We start from the raw sequence: 16,413 nt of genomic DNA, 5'->3' as shown, positions 1-16,413 counted from the left end.
GAGTAAGGGCTTATGGATTGATCGCTGACAAACCAAACGCTATTGAACTGCCAAGCGGAACGGTTTGCCAGCGATTGATGCTCAGTAGATGCTCACTGGAAAGCGGGATAACCAGGATTTTGCGTCAGTGATTTATTGACATCCCGGGCCGATTGCGGAATGGGTAATAAAATTACTTTCTGCTGAACCCAGGGCTTGGTAGCTACCTGTATTTTGTCATAATCGACTCGGTTTGCTTTGATAAAGTCTAAAAATCGTCCTCGCCGGTTGAGGTCGGAAAAGGCACCAGGAGACTCCCAGATAAACTCCATGCGCCGTTCGTAAAACACGGCGTCAAGTACGTTATCTTTTGGCAGATTGAGTGGCTTGGGGTCTAATTTTGCCCGGGCCCTGACCAGATTGACCTGCGCCATGGCATCCGCCGACCGACCAACCTCGTTGAGCGCTTCGGCATAATTCAATAAAACTTCAGCATAGCGTATGATCGGGGCATTAATCCCCGAGGATACCAGAGCGGCTTCCTGCCAATATTTTGTAACGATGTAACCGGTTTTCGTGTAGGGGTTGGGGAAGGTGAGCGGCATAACAAACCCCGGCATTTCGGGATGCGACTCGCCGGGTCCGATGATCACACCGTAATACCGCTGGTCTTTGATCTTGCCGGCTGGATCCCGTTCAATGGCATTGATCCAGCTCGTCTGCGGCACAAAATTACTATTGGCACCACGCCCAATGAAGGCGGCTGGCGCTCCCCGGGGAGCCGACCGAACATCGAGGCCACTGCCTTCGCTGCCATCGTTAACGGATGAATACTGGGTTGAAAAGACAATCTCTTTGTTGTTTTCATTACTCTTCAGAAACACGCTTCTGAAATTGGGAAGAAGACCATAAATACCCAGGTTAAGAATAGCTTCGCTGGTAGTTACAGCTTCCTGGTATTTTTGTTGCCACAACTGAGCCTTCACCAGAAAACTGAGGGCCGCCCCCTTGGTTGCCCGGCCAAGGTCGCTGCCTGACCAGGTTGCTGGCAAAACCGCAACCGCTTCGCTTAAATCAGTTTCGACCTGCTTCCAGATGTCGGCGGCCGAAGCACGTGGAATATCCAGTTTGGACGACGCGTTTAATTCGGATGTGACTAATGATACCCCCCCGAAGTAATTGACCAGCCGGTAGTAAAATATACCCCGCAGGAATTTTGCCTGCGCCAAAATCGACTCCTTTACCTGAGGGCTGAGATTATCCATTTTGCTAACCCGTCCAATAACAAAATTAGCCCGGCTAACCCCCTGAAACAGTCCCGAATACAACTGACCAATGTAGAGATTATTTGCCGGTAAACTCAGCATTTCCAACTCGACGCGCGGTGTGTTTTGGTCCTGCTCATACAAATCACCGCTCATGGTCCAATCCAGATTGGCGGCATCGATAAGATTACCAAAGGTGGCCTCCGGTTGTAACTGACCGTAGACCCCAGTCAGCGCCGACTGCGCATCGGCTTCGGTTTGGAAGAAATTAGCGTCCGTAAGCACATCCGTGGGGACGACACTCAGGAATTTGTCACCGCAGGAGGTGGTTAGGGTCACTAAAATGATAACGATAAGGCTTTTTATTGTTTTCATGTCGTCGCTTAGTGAGTGGGTTAAAAAACGATATTGATTCCGCCCGTCAGCGTTCTAGGTAGTGGGTAGATGCCCGTGTCAATGCCGGCATTTAGTGGATTAGCACTGCCCACTTCCGGATCGAATCCAGTATACTTGGTGAAGGTGAACAGGTTTTGGGCGGTAACATATACCCGTAAGCTCTTAAAGGCGTTATGCGTTACGGTACGAATGAGGGCTTGTGGCAGGTTATAGCCTAACACCACGTTGCGTACCCGCAGATAATCGCCATTCTCCACGTAGAAAGAAGAGGCATTGGAATAATTTCCATTAGCATCGGTGTATTTTAACCCCGGCTGGTCGTTAATTCCGCTGCCCGGCGTCCAGTGGTTCAGAATGTCTTTCACGCCGTTAATAATCCCGTTCCCATTATAATATTTCATCTGATAGTTCGTGATCTTGTTGGCGTGAAACAGTTGGGAGCCGGTGATTCCCTGCAGCAACAAATTGAAATCGAACCCTTTATAGGACAAGTCCATATTCAGGCCGTACGTTAAATCGGGCCAGGGCTTTCCTAATTTAACTTTGTCGGCATCCGTTAAGGCACCATCGCCGTTTACATCCCGGTACTTAAAATCACCGGCCACAGCGTTGGGCTGGAACGTCTTATTGATCTCCTGATTGGTCTGGTAAATGCCATCAACGACGTAGCCCCGGTAATAGCCAATGGGTTCGCCTACTCGGGTATAGGTCATCGTCATGCTGGAGCCAGCCAGTGTAGGACCCACAATAGGCTGACCGACACCCAGGCTGATCACCTCATTTTTTAACGTTGAGGCATTCGCGCTGACATTAAAGCGGAAGTCCCCCACTTTGCTGCGATAGCCGACTAACAGTTCCATCCCGGTGTTGCGCACTTGCCCCCCATTGACGCTCGGCGCATTCTGAAAACCAGCCTCTAAGGAAACCGGCAGGCTGATCAACATGCCGATGTTGTCCTTTTTATAATAGTCGGCGGTCAGATACAGCTTATCGCCAAAAAACGAAGCGTCGAGGCCAATATCCAGCTGCTGCGTCGTTTCCCACTTCAAATCTGCATTCCCTGGCCGCACCAGGGTTGAGCCGATCACAATGGCTTGATCCCCGGTTCCCAGCGCATAATTGTCGGCCGAACTTCCGTTTCGAATCGTGCTTAGGTATCCAAACGCCGGAATCGCATCATTACCAACCCGGCCCCAGCTCGCCCGGATTTTCAGGTCATTGACCACCTTATCGAGCGGAGCCATGAATGCTTCCTGCGAGATCCGCCACCCGCCCGATATAGCCGGGAAATACCCCCATTTGTTATTAGGGCCAAAGTTGGATGATCCATCCCGACGCAGGCTGGCCGACACCAGGTATTTATCCTTGAAGGTATAATCGATACGTCCGAAATAGGAAGCTAAGGTGGCGTTACTACTGGTGCCACTCGTACTACGTAAACTAACATCGCTGGCGTTGATCACCTGCAACGCTTCACTCAGGTACCCATTTCCCGTCGAGGCAATCAAATTCAGCCGGTTCTTTTGCGCGCTTTGGCCTAATACGGCGGAAAACGAATGATCGCCGATTTGTTTCGCGTAAGAAAGCGTGTTTTCAATTAACCAGTTAAAGCGGTTATCAAACCCCTCTGTGAGGGTGGCGCGTGGATGTACATAGAAGCCGCGTTGCACTTTACCTTCCCAAGAACGAGACCGGTTAAAGTTGGCGTCGATACCTACACTGGTTCTGAACTTCAAGCCCGTCGCAATCGCATATTCTCCGAACGTACTGCCGTATATTCTAGAATTAAATAATTTATTATCAATTGCTTTGGCCTTTAACAACGGGTTATCTCCGTTACTGGTGTAATAAACGCCATCCCCAAAAAAGGGAGCATCCTGGGCTAAGGTTGGAAAGAACTGTTGGGCCAGGTTGAAAATACCCCCTTGCAAGGGATCGGTATTCTGCCCTTTTGTTTCGGTGCTGGCAAACGCCAGCGAGCCGCCGAAACTCAATTTCTCTCCCGCCTTCAAATCGGCGGTGGCCCTGGCTGTGTACCGCTTATAATACGTCTCGATCATGGTGCCTACCTGATCATTGTAACCAAGAGAAAGGCGGGCTTTCAGATTTTTTGTGCCGCCCGAAATACTGATATCATAATTCTGTACGGGTGCATTCTGAAAAACAAGTCCAATCATGTCCGTTCCTTGGCCAAATGATTTTGGGTTGGCCCATTCCGGATTTGGTTTTATACCTGAATTAGCCGCCAGTTCGTTGGCCATGGTGGCGAACTCCTGTGCATTCAGAAACGCGGGCTTGCGCCATAGTTGGGCGATACCAGCAGAGGCATTGATCGCAACCTGGGCTGCACCTTCCTTGCCGCGTTTGGTGGTAACCAGAATCACACCATTCGCCCCCCGTGACCCATAGATAGCCGCAGAAGCTGCATCTTTCAATACCTCAATGGATTCGATGTCATTGGGGTTGAGAATCGACATGGCGTCGATTCCGTAGGAACTACCCGGAACGGACGTACTTTCGCCGGTCATGGGAACCCCGTCTACTACGTATAAGGGTTGATTGGCGCCCGTTGTACCGACGCCCCTAATTCGTACGGAACTGGCACTGCCGGGAGCCCCACTGGTTTGTGTTACATAGACGCCAGGCACCTTTCCTTCAATGGCGGACGTAAAGTTGCTGGTTGCGACTTTCTGGAGATCCCCCGAGCTGACCGACGAAATGGCACCGGTTAAATCTCGTTTCCGTTTTGTTCCATAACCCACTACGACAACTTCATTGAGTACCTGATCGGAAGGGGTTAGCGAAACGTTCAGTTCGGTCTGGGTACCCGTCAGGATTTCACGGGTTTCGAAGCCAATGAAACTGAACACCAGCACTGCGTTGCCGTCGGGCACCTGAAGCCGGTAACGACCCTCGGCATCGGTGGTGGTGCCCTGCTGGGTTCCTTTTAGCGTGATACTGACGCCCGGCAACGCCTGACCATTGGTTCCGTCCTGAACAACCCCCTGGATGCCCTTTTCTTTCGGTAAACTGCTGGGAACGGGTAGTTGCCCGGTATGCACCTCCGCTGGCTTAATTGGTAAGATCACTGCTGAGGATGGTGTGTTTGTACTACCAGCCAGCACGAGGTACCCACCCGTTTTCATGCGTTTGAAGGACAAGCCAAATGGGCTCAGTAAATCAGTCAAAGCGGTCTCAACGGACCCGTCGAACCGCAGCCGACTTTCGGGAATGCTGAAGGGTTCGAGTGTGCGGCCTTCGTAAAGTATATTGACTTTATACTGGTTCTTTACTGCTGTCAGGGCTTCCCGCAGGGATCGGTAAGTTACCTGTCTGACCGGACCATCCGACTGGGTGAGTTGATTTACGCGTGCCAGGGTTTGTGCCTGACAGACAACATCCATACACCCGGTCAACAGACAACTAAACAGGAATAGACGTACTAGTTTCTTCATGAGATTATGGTGTCAAAGAACAGTTATTTATTCAGTTGAGAGAAGATGATTCGATCACGCTGGCGAGTTATTCGAATGGCTAAGAGTTCTTCCAAAGCGCTCAGTAGTTCGTCCACATGCGTTACGTCATAGGTGCCTGAGACCTGCCGTTCCGCCAGTGATGGCTCTTTAATGATGACCTTAAGGCCAAAGTCATCCTGAATCATCTGACCGATCTCGGTTAAAGGTGTATCATGGAAAACATACTGCCGGTTCTTCCAGGCGCTGAAGTCAGTAGGGCTGGACGAATTTGTCAGCTCCAGCGCCCGTTTGTGGTTATTGAGCGTTACTTTCTGTCCTGGACGCATTGTCAGCGTTTTTTCGGACTGCTGGTCTGGCTGATAATGCAGTTTCACTTTTCCGCGCAGGAGCACTACCCGGGTTGCCCGCTGGCGGGCCAGTACGACGAATTCAGTACCCAGCACTTCGATATCGAGCTGCCGGTTGGTATGTACAACGAACCGGCGATGATCTGTCAGATGCACTACGTTGAATTCGGCCTCACCCGTTAAAAAGACATCCCGTTGCGAGTTGTCACGCAGCCATCCGAATCGGGGTAGCCGTAGTATCGAGTTGGCATTCAAAACAACCCGGCTACCATCGGGCAAAAGAAGCTTTTGTAGCTGTCCGCTGTGGGTCGTATATGTTTTATACAAAATGGAGGTACGAAACAGCCAGCCTCCAAACAGGAGTAAGGCTACGCAGGCAGCGGCTAGCCAACCTGAGCGAAATTTGGGGAAGAGTGGTCTGACCGGTATGGCCTCGTCTTGAATAAGGGCTGTTGTTGCCGGCTGCGAGCCTGACAACCGACGCCGAAAGCGATCTAGGCCAGTCGTTACATCGGCTACGTACTGCGGGTGGGTAGATTCCCATTCATATAGGGTATCGTAATAGGTGGATCGGTTACGAGCGTCCTGTAACCAATTTTCGATGAGCTTACGTTGCAGCGCCGTTACCCTCCCGGCGTGATAATCAAGCAAAAGCGCTTTCGTGATTTGATTCATCTCGAAGTGGATTTACATCTTTTTTGCATGGTGAGACAATGATATGATAAGATCAGAAACGAACCAGACTGGCCAGTACTATCCAGATCCACATGGGGCGAAGTGCCTGGCGAAGCAGCGACAGGGCCTTGCTCATGTGCGTTTCTACCGTTTTTATACTGATGGCGAGTTCACCGGCAATCTCCTGGTACTTCCGTCCTTCAAATCGGCTCAGCAGAAATACCCGTTTGGTTTGCGGGGGCAGTTGATCAATGGCCAGCTCAATGCTCCGGTACAGTTCATCGTACTGGACGATCTCCGACGGCGAAGGATCACGGTCAATAATGGTTACCCAGTCGAGGTCAGTTCCGCGTCGGGATTTGGTGAGTTCCCACCGGATATAATCATAAGCCCGGTAGCGGACAGCCTGCATGAGGTAAGCTTTGTACGAGCTATTGACGTTCTTATACAGCTCTTCTTTGTAGAACTGGTAAAAGACTTCCGAAACAATATCTTCAGCGGCTTCTTTTGAGTACACAAACCGGCTGGCGTGGCTGCACAAAGCCACGTAGTATTTACGAAAAAGAACTTCACAAGCCTCCTGTGGATTGGTCGCCCATACCTGTTGAAGTTGCCAGTCTGGATCATGCTCCATACTTGTAGAAACAGTAGGTCTGAGTGGGTGGATGAGGCTGGCAGACTCATCCGATAGCTGAAACAGAGGCTGGTGCATCGGTAAGTAGCTGATTCAGGATTACAGATATAAGCCTAAGTCGAGTTTACCGGTAGATACCCTTAGTGACTGTGTACTTTTTTTATAAAAAATTTCACGGTCGGAATTCAATGCCACTACGTTGGCTATCGCATGAATTTATAAAAACCGGCTGTGGCCGTATCGGTAATGGCTCCATTCGATTTTTGGTAAATAAAATAGGCATCCAGGTTTTGATGATGCTTTAGGAAGGCTAGCGCTTGTGATAATCCCATGGCTAACAGCGCATTGTCGTAACCGTCTGCGATGATAGCATCATGCGCCATGACGGTTACGCTAATGAGCTCATTTTGACTGGTATAACCTGTTTTAGGATTGATAATGTGTGAAATCCGATTAGGCCCAACCTGCCGATATTTCCGGTAATTCCCCGACGTCGTAACCGCCCCCTGATTCACTTCAATTACTGTCTGAATGGATGCTGACTCGAACTCGTTTTTTGTAGGTGTCTCAATACCAATCGACATAGGTGTGTTTTGCGGATACTTGCGTCCCTTCACGCGGATCTCGCCACCCACTTCAACCATATAATTTCGAATGCCGTGCTTTTCCAGATAATTGGCAATCACATCAACGCTATATCCCTGGGCAATTCCGTTGACATCGATTCGGGTACAAGGCACAGTTTTCCTAAGCCAATTCTGGTTTAAACGGAGTTTCTCCGAGCCCACGCAGGCTAGTAACGATTTGATTGTAGCAGAATCCGGCAGCGTCGTAACTTTCTCAGTGCCAAAGCCCCACGCGTTGACCAGCGGGTGAACGGTTATGTCGAACACACCAGCCGTTTCGTTGAAAATCGCCAGTGATTTCTGAACTACCTGTCGAAGGTGCATGTCTGTCTCGACTCCGGTAGCTGATTGGTTAAACCGGCTAATGAGCGAGGTGGGCGAATAAATAGAAAGAGATTGATCGAGCCGACTAAAAATACTATCAATCTGAGGCTTCTGGATAATTTCCCGCTGGCTATAATACGTAATGGCGTAGGTCGTTCCCTGCGCCAATCCGGTTAGCTGAAACGGTTTCAATTCGGTTAGCTGTTGAAATTGAGTAAAGCCAAACAGCATAGTTAACAGGCTACCCAGACGCCAGAGCGTTACTTTTTTCAGCCTCTTCACTTGCATCCGACACATTTAAGAAAGGCCTAGTGCAGGCACTTGCTGCGTATGTAAAAACTCCGTAACAAACTGGTCATCATTTAGGTACGGGTATGCAGCATAGATGCGGTCAATTTCTTCCAATTGACCCGGCGATAGTTCCTCGGCTGGGTCAAGACACCACCGCCCTTCCAGCAACCCCTGCCGACGAAGCACTTCGTGAATACCCGGAATGCACCCGTGAAAGGCATGAGCCGGGTCGAAAAAAGCCGCATTTGAATCCGTTACGTCAATGTTGCGGGTTAATAACTGGTCTAAACCAGCATGTCCCTGACTAACACAAGCTTTGATTTCGGCTAGCAACTCAACCGCTTTTTGCGTCCAGACCGCCCAGTGACCGAGTAGCCCGCCGACGAATTTTTTCTCGACAGCTTGTCCATTTATAGTAAAGCGATAAGTGGTTAACAGGTCGGCGATGATGTTATCGTCATTGCCCGTATAGAGTGCAATTTCCTCCCGGCGGCTGGAATGGCAAACGGCACGCATAACATCCAGGGTTTGATAGCGGTTGAAGGCCGCCACTTTAATTGCCTGAACATTATCTATTTCGGCAAACTGCTGCCAGAATTCATAACTAAAGATTTGCCCGCCAACAGATGGCTGTAAGTAAAATCCGAAAACTGGAATGACGTCAGCTACGGCACGAACCCGGTCCAGAATGGCCGATTCGGTCCAGCCCTGCAAGCCACCCATGCTCAGTAAACCCAGGTCGTAACCGTATTGAAGGGCCAGATTGGCTTCATGAAGTGCCTGATGAGTAGGGCCGCAAATACCAGCCACCTTGATAAATGAACGATCTAGCTGGGCAGAATCTACTTCTTCAACTGCAAGCCGAAGGACGGTTGCGTAGAGATTGATGTTCGGATCGCGGATGGCAAACTGGGTTGTATGTACACCCACTGCGATGCCACCGGCACCACTCGCCATGTAATAACGCGTCAGATTTCGTTGGCGAGCTTCGTCTAACTGGCGATGCTGATTCAGGGCCAGCGGGTGAGCCGGAATAACGGTGCCAGCGTGTAACAACGAATGAATGTCGGGACGTAATGCAGTTGATTTCATCGCTTAAAACTTGCCGTTTCGTTCTTGAAAATGGGTTGGTTTGCTCAATAATTTTCCTCCGCCCTGTAGCCAGGCAACCGTCAACTCCATCATCTGGCGCAGTGTGACGCGGGGATAGCCGAACAGTCGGTGCGCTTCGGATGCATTGCTCAATAGGGCCGTTGGCTGCGGTTCGTTGAAGAATACCGGTGTTTTGTCCAGCAAACGACCGAACTGTTCAGCTACCCATTGGATCGAGACTGTTTCCGGACCGGTAACGTTCAGGAGCTTAGCGGGCGTGCTGCAATGCCGTAACGACCGAATCGCAATCTCGTTGGCGTCGCCTTGCCAGATGACGTTTACATTGCCCATTTTTAAATCAATGGGTTTCTCGGCGAGAACTGATTTGGCAATTTCCAGCAATACACCGTAACGTAAATCAATGGCGTAGTTCAGGCGATAGATCAGGGTTGGAGTGCTATTTTTCTCCGAGAAATACTGAAATACCCGCTCGCGTCCAAGACATGACTGACCGTATTCGCCAATCGGTTCGGGGGCTGTATCTTCGGTTGCACCACCAGAATTTACGGACGTAAATGGGTATACGTTACCCGTTGAAAAAGCGACGATGTGCGAGTTGGTATACTTCTCGGCAACACGGCCCGGTAAGTAGGCGTTCATCGCCCAGGTAAAGGCTTCTTTGCCCGTCGTGCCAAACTTGGTTCCGGCCAGATACAGTACGTTCGCGACGTCAGGCAACGCGGCCAGATCTGCTTCATTAAGTAAATCTGCCGCGATGGTTTCGATACCATCGGCCTCTAACTCGCCCTGAAGCTGTTTATCCGAAAAGCGGGATACGCCAATAACGCGTTTCTGAATGCCGGCCTGATCAATCGCAGCCTTTGCCAGTCGTGCCAGACTCGGCCCCATTTTACCCCCAACACCCAGGATGATGATGTCGCCATCGAGTTCGTACAAATCGGCAATCAAAGCCGCCGATGGCTTGATTAATTCCTGTTCAAGCGAGTGTAAATCAGTCATGAGATTGCGAGTCTGGTTTCTTTATTTGAAGAATAATTCATTGACATTGCTGATGGCTAGGCCGATAATTAGCAACAGCCCTAATCCGCCCACGACTTTAGCCGAAATAGTATTACGATACTGGCCCATAATCTGAGTATCATTGGCAAGTACGTACATGGCCAGGCCGATGAAGGGGACGATGAGAATCGTAACACTTTGAGCTAGAATGATTAACTCCAAGGGTAACTTGCCAAACGATAAGGCAATAGCTGCACCAATGACCATAATCAGCGCAATCAGTCCACGAACGGCTTTGGTGTTTAGCTGGCTTCCGTAACCCAGTGCATCGCCCAGCAGCGTTCCGCCTAAGGTAGAATTACCGATCAGTGCCGAGAACGAAGCACCAAATAAGCCGGCCAGAAATAAGCTGGAGGACATATGGCCAAAAAGGGGCTCTAGCGCTTTCGCCATGTCGGTTGCGCTTACAACTTTGATACCCTGTGGGTGTAGAATAGCGGCTCCACAAATCATGACAATGGCGCTCAAAATCCCCAGTATCACAATGCCGGTGCGGCTGGCATTGTGATACTGTACCAATCCCGGATTGACCCGACGGCGTTCCTGCACCAGATATGACTGATACAACGCCCCAACGATGGAAAACGTAGACGCAACGAAAGCAATGGTAAGCCCCCGCGAGCCAACTGGAAGCGATGGAACAAAACCCATAGCGACCTTAGTGAAGTCGGGTTTGGCCAGAAAGAGTGTAATTACGAAGGCAAATAGCATCAGGCTAATTAGAGTTATCATGAGCTTTTCCAGCACTTTATAGAAGGTCCGGAAAAAGAGCAAACCAATAGCAATGACGTTGAACAGAATAATCCAGGGCTTTGGCGATGTTTGCGTTGCTTCGGCCAGCGCGATACCCACGCCAATGGAATTGCCTGCCTGAAAGGATGTAGTGACCAGAAATACGCCAATCCCTAACCCGATAGACGCGGCTTTTCCCCATCGTTCCCGAATCGTACTCAGAAAAGACTGCTGAGTTGCCAGACCAATCCGAGCGGCCATCGCTGTAAAAACGGCCATAAAGAAGATAGCCACCACAACAATCCAGAGCAGTGAGTACCCATATTCGGCACCCATTTTGGAGGTAATCGTAATCTTGCTGGGACCAAAAACCAGGGCCGCTGTAATGATGCCGGGACCCAAAGATGCCAGCCATTTCAGCAGGGTATTGCCTGAATTTCGGTCGGTAGATGGCCGGGACTCCATCGGGTCGTTTACGGGTTGTATCGCCATGTGCTGTTGACTGAAAAGGGTTTATGCAGCGTATTCCGGCTTCCAGAACTGAACCGTTTCGGTATCCGCAGCGGCATTGCCCATGTGAATAGAAATGGAGCCATCCCGGCCCGTTTCGACATTGGAGATGGGCTGCTTTTTCGTTTTGATACAGCTAAAAAAGTCCTGTAACGCGTAGGTTGTGGGTTCCAGTTTTTCTTCGCCCGGCTCGCCAAATTTTAGTTCAACACCCTTTCCCTGCGTGGTTACGGCCAGCGTTGCTCCCGTTACACCGTCTACAGTGCCTTTGGCATTATTGGTCGATTCGGCGTAAATGAAGGCTTTATCGCGCAGGATCTCAACGGTGGCTTTGTCACCCAGAATTCGAATACTATAGCCGTTGTAGGCGTTGGAGAGCACCGACGTTACGCTGGCCTTCACCCCATTCGGATAATCGTAAACCGTCCGGATATTGTCGAATGTATCACGCCCGTCTTTCCAGTAATTGATGCCGCCCAACCCGACAACTTTCGTGGGGTGAGCATTGAGCATAAAATTAACGACATCGATCTCATGCGCACACAGTTCCGACAAAGGCCCACCGCAATACTCCCGGTGCATGCGCCAGTTAATGGCCCGTTCCAGCTTGGGATCGCTTACCGGAAAACGCCAGTTGGAGTTGCGGTTATACTGACACTCGAAATGGGTGATTTTGCCCAGCCAGTTCTGGTCAATCACTTCCTTTACCCGATGATACAGGCCATAATAGCGGTATTGATAACCGACCTGAAAAATAAGGTTAGATTCACGTACTTTCTTCACCAGATCAATCGCCTGCGGAATGTCATACGTCATCGATTTCTCCAGGTAAACGTGCTTTCCCGCTTGCAGGGCAGCTACGGCCATCGGATAATGCAAATAAAGCGGAGTGGCAATGATGACGGCATCAATGCTTTTGTCGTCGAGTAGCTTGCGGTAATCAGTATACGCTTTAGCCCCTTTCTTGGCCAGACTCATGCCTTTTTGCAGGTGTTCGGGAATGTTATCGCAGCAGGCCACCAGTTCGATGCCTGGCATTTTCTGAATGAGCGTTGCCAGCCCAGCCCCTCTGGCTCCGGTTCCGATCATACCCAACCGGATGACATCAGCTTTGGCCACTGGTTTGGCCCAGGCTGATGAGCCGACAACCGCTAATCCGGCCAGAGCCGTCATGCTTGTCGTAACAAAGTGACGGCGGGAAGTGAAGCTATTTGCCATTGTTTCTTGGGAGAACGGTTAGCGTCAGGCTCTTCGTTTTCGCCAGACGTTCATAGAGAAGGCGCGGTTTGATAGTTCGCCAGTAGGTTTCCTGATTAAGTTCGGCCGGGTGGTAATACGCCTTGTTCAGCGTTGTGAATCGACTGCTTATTTTCTCTGAATCGGCCATTAGGGTTTTTAGCCGGGTTAGTATAGCTGGGATTTGCGCTGTCGTAAAACGCTCGTCGTTCACCTCACTTTCAATTAACTGGTAGGTCAGATACTCCAGCCGAATGTCGGTCATCAGCCGATACTGATCAAACTCTTCCTTGTTTTTGGAAGGTGCTAACGCATACAGTATTTTGGCGGCCAATTGCGTGCTGTCCAGCAACGTCTGGATGGTCATTGGCTTTAGAGAGGCTACCTGTCCCTGTTTTACTTCATAGGGGGCGACTATCAACGCTTGCCAGAACTTAGTAGCTTGGTCCTTCGAAAATCCATACGTATTGCTGGTATACGTCTGGACAAATTGCTGAACATTCAGTGGTTGCGCTGTTTTTATGCTTTCGCCATAAGCCGCCAGGAGCATGTTAAAACCTGATAGGGGATACACGTGCCGGATGGCATAGAGGTCAACAATGTCGGAGCCAGATTCAAAGACGGGCGAGTACAAACCCGACGTTGACCAAGAGGTCATTACTAGGCCTTTGTAGCCTAACTGTTTCGTCATCGGGATAAAGTCCCGGATGTTCTTAAAATGCTTTTCCCACTGCGTCACAAAGTAGTTGTCGGGGCCACTACGCAACGCGGGTGCTCCCCAGATCTCGAAGCCTGTTTCGACCAGCTTTTTAGGATCACCAAACCGATTTAACGCCCAGCCGTAATTCCAGTCGACCAGAATGGTTTCCTTCGGTAGGAGCGAGAGTGCTTCGGGATGTTTAAGAGCGATATCGGCCCACAAAACCGGGCGTTTGCCCAGACTGGTCACAATGTCGCACAGCATCTTGATATGATCGACGAATAACTTGGATTTACCTTCTTTAGCGACTTTTGCCTGGCATTTATGGCAGTGACCAAGTAGATACGTTTCGTCACCACCTATATGAAAATAAGGCGAGTTATGGGTGGACACTAAATCGGTGAACAGCTCCGTAAATAAGGCTTTATTCGACGCACTTTCGACGGGACACACCTGCGAAAAATCCTTTTGATCTTCCCGTAACCCTGTGTATCTAGGATTTCGCAAAATGTATTCGACATGCCCGAAACTCTGTTGAAGGGGAATGACGTCAATGCTCAGGCTATTGCAATAATTAATAAAAGACGTTATCTCCGACCGGCTGTAGGCATACCGGTTGGGAATCATGGGGTGTTTTTCGAACGGATAGGTAGCTTCCCATTCCATGATCAGCGTATTGATGCCATATTTCTGTAATTTCTGCGCCAGTTCTTTCAGCGCAGGCATGGTCATCACCTGAATACGTAAGTCGAGGTGAAAGCCTTTTACGGGCAGTTTTTGGACAGACTGGCTCATCTGCTGACTAAAGACCGGCTTGATAACCAGCCACATCAACAGCCAGACGACTAGGAATTTTCTCATGTTTCGTTTTGCCGGAGTGCTTAGCGCCAGCTTTTCAGTTTGTGGCCATAGACTGCGTAAAAGAGCAGGTAGAGGTAACAGGGCAGAAGAACCCAGTAGGCTTGCCGGAGCGAAAAACTGTCAGCGAAATACCCATATACCAGTGGCATAATTGCGTTGCCGCAGAGCCCCATAATCATCAGGGACCCCCCCGCTTTGGTAAATCGGCCCAGCCGGGCCAGCGCCAGCGGCCAGATGCCCGCCCACACCAGCGAATTGGGTAGTCCTAAACTCACCAGAAACCAAAAGGATAAGTTCATGGAATGGTTGAACAACGTGAGGCTGCCCGGTGCAAATAGAATTCCCAGACTGAACAATACGCCCAGTAACGTGCAGATACGTAGTGCGTTGACCTGTTGAATGAAGCGGGGAATGGTGACTATACCAATCACATACCCGCAGATGGTAGCAAACAGAATGTAGGACGGAAATCCTTTGGCTTCCAGTAGTGAAACACCCATCGAACTGGCATAGCCAATGACGGTGTCAATCGCGATAACCTGAGAACCGACGTGAAAAAATATCGCCAGCGCACCCAGCACCAGATGAGGAAATTGCAACACACTTGTTTTGCCCGAATTAGCGGAAAAAATTTCCTCGTTCTCCTGTTCAGTGTCAATCTCGGGCAGGGAAGAAAATCGGATGAATAAACCCAACCCAAACAATACGACACTTACGCAGGCATATGGTACCATAACCCGCCGAATCAATTCGTCCAAAGCTACGCTTCGATCGCCGGGTGCCATGAGCGGCAGTTGCTTAAATAATTCAGCATCGGAGGCTCTCAGAATCACGGCAGCAAACAGCAGGGGTGCAACAATACCCGCTGTTTTATTGCAAATACCCATGATGCTGATACGCTGGGCTGCCCTTTCAATCGGCCCCAAAATGGTCACGTAAGGATTCGACGCCGTCTGCAGAACCGCCAGGCCGGTGCCAATGGTAAACAACCCCATTAGAAACAGACTGTACGTTCGGGTATAAGCCGCCGGAACAAAGAGCAATGCGCCAAGTGACATAATGAAAAAACCAACCATCATCCCTCGTTTAAATCCCACTCTTTTCAACAGTATCGACGCAGGCATCGACATAACCAAGTAGGAAATATAGAACGCAAACGCAACTAGATATGACTGAAAATGAGTTAGTTCACACGCTATTTTAAAGTAGGGGATCAGAATCGAGTTGATCCAGGTAACAAAGCCAAACACAAAAAACATGACACCAATAATCAGGATGGGGCCAATTGTGCTTTGCCTTACGCCAGGGGTATTGTCCAGTGTGTTTGTTGTAACCATATGTCGATGCCAGAACGGCAACCCGTTAGTTCAATGTTTGAATTGAGTTTACCCACGAGCTGAAGCCCGTGGGTAAAAACTTTTATTGCCCGTAAGAATCCGTATCTACATACAACGTACAATCCGGGTGCTGGCGCAGGATAGAGGCCGGGCAAGCTGTTGTAATGGGCCCGTTCAACATCGCTTGTACTGCCTGATGCTTCGTCTTGCCGGGAACCACGCAAAAGAGATGATCGCCGGAAAGCAACGTAGGAATTGTTAACGTCAGGGCTTCTTCCGGAACGTCGTCGAACGTAGCAAAACAACCGTCATTCACTTGTTGCTGCCGACAAATGTCATCAAGTTGTACGCGCTTAATGATTTCCGGGTCATTAAAATCAGCCACAGGGGGGTCATTGAACGCCAGGTGGCCATTCTCGCCAATGCCTAAACAAACGATGTCGATAGGACCCTGCTCAAGCAATTGTTTGTAACGTTGGCAGGCGGCATCCGCTCCCTCCGAATCGTCGATTAAGTTGACCGTACGGGGCGAGACTTTTGCAAATAATTTCGTGTTCAGAAAATAGGCAAATCGTTCGGTGGCATCTGCGGGCAACCCTACGTATTCATCCATATGAAATACGTCAATTCGGGACCAGTCGATACCCTCGGCACTGGCCAGAAAATCCAGCATTTCATTCTGGGAAGGGGCTGCCGCAAACACGATGCGTAGACTTTCCTTTTCCGTAAGTAGCCCCTTTATTTTAGCCGCTACGTCTTTCCCCGCAGCAACGCCCATCGCCTGTCGGGTGTCAAAGATGCACACGTGTAGGGTATCTACGTGCTCAATTGTTGACTTCATTCTAGTATGTT

The 16,413-nt window shown here is 49.9% G+C and carries 12 protein-coding genes; all 12 read right to left on the bottom strand.

Annotated elements, in window-relative coordinates; translation table 11 throughout:
* Positions 1-92: 92 nt before the first annotated feature.
* Positions 93-1,619 (bottom strand): RagB/SusD family nutrient uptake outer membrane protein, encoded by a 1,527-nt coding sequence (locus NT073_RS01235; protein WP_297367536.1) that lies wholly within the window; start codon positions 1,617-1,619, stop codon positions 93-95.
* 20 nt (positions 1,620-1,639) lie between these two features.
* Positions 1,640-5,095: a TonB-dependent receptor gene (locus NT073_RS01230; protein ID WP_297367534.1), complete on the bottom strand. Its 3,456-nt coding sequence runs from the start codon at positions 5,093-5,095 to the stop codon at positions 1,640-1,642.
* A 23-nt stretch (positions 5,096-5,118) separates the two neighbouring features.
* Positions 5,119-6,138: a FecR domain-containing protein gene (locus tag NT073_RS01225; protein ID WP_297367531.1), complete on the bottom strand. Its 1,020-nt coding sequence runs from the start codon at positions 6,136-6,138 to the stop codon at positions 5,119-5,121.
* Positions 6,139-6,190: 52 nt separating this feature from the next.
* A complete protein-coding gene (locus NT073_RS01220; RefSeq protein ID WP_297367529.1) occupies positions 6,191-6,772 on the bottom strand; it encodes an RNA polymerase sigma-70 factor in 582 nt (193 codons plus the stop codon).
* A 203-nt stretch (positions 6,773-6,975) separates the two neighbouring features.
* Positions 6,976-8,010: an FAD:protein FMN transferase gene (locus tag NT073_RS01215; RefSeq protein ID WP_297367525.1), complete on the bottom strand. Its 1,035-nt coding sequence runs from the start codon at positions 8,008-8,010 to the stop codon at positions 6,976-6,978.
* A gap of 9 nt (positions 8,011-8,019) precedes the next feature.
* Positions 8,020-9,105: a dihydrodipicolinate synthase family protein gene (locus tag NT073_RS01210; protein WP_297367523.1), complete on the bottom strand. Its 1,086-nt coding sequence runs from the start codon at positions 9,103-9,105 to the stop codon at positions 8,020-8,022.
* A gap of 3 nt (positions 9,106-9,108) precedes the next feature.
* A complete protein-coding gene (locus NT073_RS01205) occupies positions 9,109-10,125 on the bottom strand; it encodes an NAD(P)-dependent oxidoreductase (RefSeq protein ID WP_297367521.1) in 1,017 nt (338 codons plus the stop codon).
* A 21-nt stretch (positions 10,126-10,146) separates the two neighbouring features.
* On the bottom strand, positions 10,147-11,409 hold the full coding sequence (locus NT073_RS01200) for an Nramp family divalent metal transporter (RefSeq protein ID WP_297367518.1): 1,263 nt from the start codon (positions 11,407-11,409) through the stop codon (positions 10,147-10,149).
* A 21-nt stretch (positions 11,410-11,430) separates the two neighbouring features.
* On the bottom strand, positions 11,431-12,645 hold the full coding sequence (locus tag NT073_RS01195; RefSeq protein ID WP_297367516.1) for a Gfo/Idh/MocA family oxidoreductase: 1,215 nt from the start codon (positions 12,643-12,645) through the stop codon (positions 11,431-11,433).
* On the bottom strand, positions 12,635-14,224 hold the full coding sequence (locus NT073_RS01190; protein ID WP_297367513.1) for a beta-N-acetylhexosaminidase: 1,590 nt from the start codon (positions 14,222-14,224) through the stop codon (positions 12,635-12,637). The genes NT073_RS01195 and NT073_RS01190 overlap by 11 nt, the downstream gene beginning before the upstream one ends.
* A gap of 20 nt (positions 14,225-14,244) precedes the next feature.
* Positions 14,245-15,561, bottom strand: a complete 1,317-nt coding sequence (locus tag NT073_RS01185) for a sugar MFS transporter (protein WP_297367510.1) — start codon at positions 15,559-15,561, stop codon at positions 14,245-14,247.
* A gap of 82 nt (positions 15,562-15,643) precedes the next feature.
* Entirely contained in the window at positions 15,644-16,402 is a 759-nt protein-coding gene (locus tag NT073_RS01180; RefSeq protein ID WP_297367507.1) for a glucosamine-6-phosphate deaminase, read from the bottom strand.
* Between the last annotated feature and the right edge of the window lie 11 nt (positions 16,403-16,413).

The sequence above is a fragment of the Spirosoma sp. genome (assembly GCF_026391055.1).
GTDB lineage: Bacteria > Bacteroidota > Bacteroidia > Cytophagales > Spirosomataceae > Spirosoma.
Note: the sequence above shows the minus strand (reverse complement) of the source record. Positions and strands in the feature narration are given on the sequence as shown.

Bases quoted from the DNA above. Each gene is read 5' to 3' on its own strand.
- NT073_RS01185 (WP_297367510.1), bottom strand. From the start codon at position 15,561: ATGGTTACAACAAACACACTGGACAATACCCCTGGCGTAAGGCAAAGC.
- NT073_RS01225 (WP_297367531.1), bottom strand. From the start codon at position 6,138: ATGAATCAAATCACGAAAGCGCTTTTGCTTGATTATCACGCCGGGAGG.
- NT073_RS01200 (WP_297367518.1), bottom strand. From the start codon at position 11,409: ATGGCGATACAACCCGTAAACGACCCGATGGAGTCCCGGCCATCTACC.
- NT073_RS01215 (WP_297367525.1), bottom strand. From the start codon at position 8,010: ATGCAAGTGAAGAGGCTGAAAAAAGTAACGCTCTGGCGTCTGGGTAGC.
- NT073_RS01235 (WP_297367536.1), bottom strand. From the start codon at position 1,619: ATGAAAACAATAAAAAGCCTTATCGTTATCATTTTAGTGACCCTAACC.
- NT073_RS01205 (WP_297367521.1), bottom strand. From the start codon at position 10,125: ATGACTGATTTACACTCGCTTGAACAGGAATTAATCAAGCCATCGGCG.
- NT073_RS01195 (WP_297367516.1), bottom strand. From the start codon at position 12,645: ATGGCAAATAGCTTCACTTCCCGCCGTCACTTTGTTACGACAAGCATG.
- NT073_RS01230 (WP_297367534.1), bottom strand. From the start codon at position 5,095: ATGAAGAAACTAGTACGTCTATTCCTGTTTAGTTGTCTGTTGACCGGG.
- NT073_RS01210 (WP_297367523.1), bottom strand. From the start codon at position 9,105: ATGAAATCAACTGCATTACGTCCCGACATTCATTCGTTGTTACACGCT.
- NT073_RS01190 (WP_297367513.1), bottom strand. From the start codon at position 14,224: ATGAGAAAATTCCTAGTCGTCTGGCTGTTGATGTGGCTGGTTATCAAG.
- NT073_RS01220 (WP_297367529.1), bottom strand. From the start codon at position 6,772: ATGGAGCATGATCCAGACTGGCAACTTCAACAGGTATGGGCGACCAAT.
- NT073_RS01180 (WP_297367507.1), bottom strand. From the start codon at position 16,402: ATGAAGTCAACAATTGAGCACGTAGATACCCTACACGTGTGCATCTTT.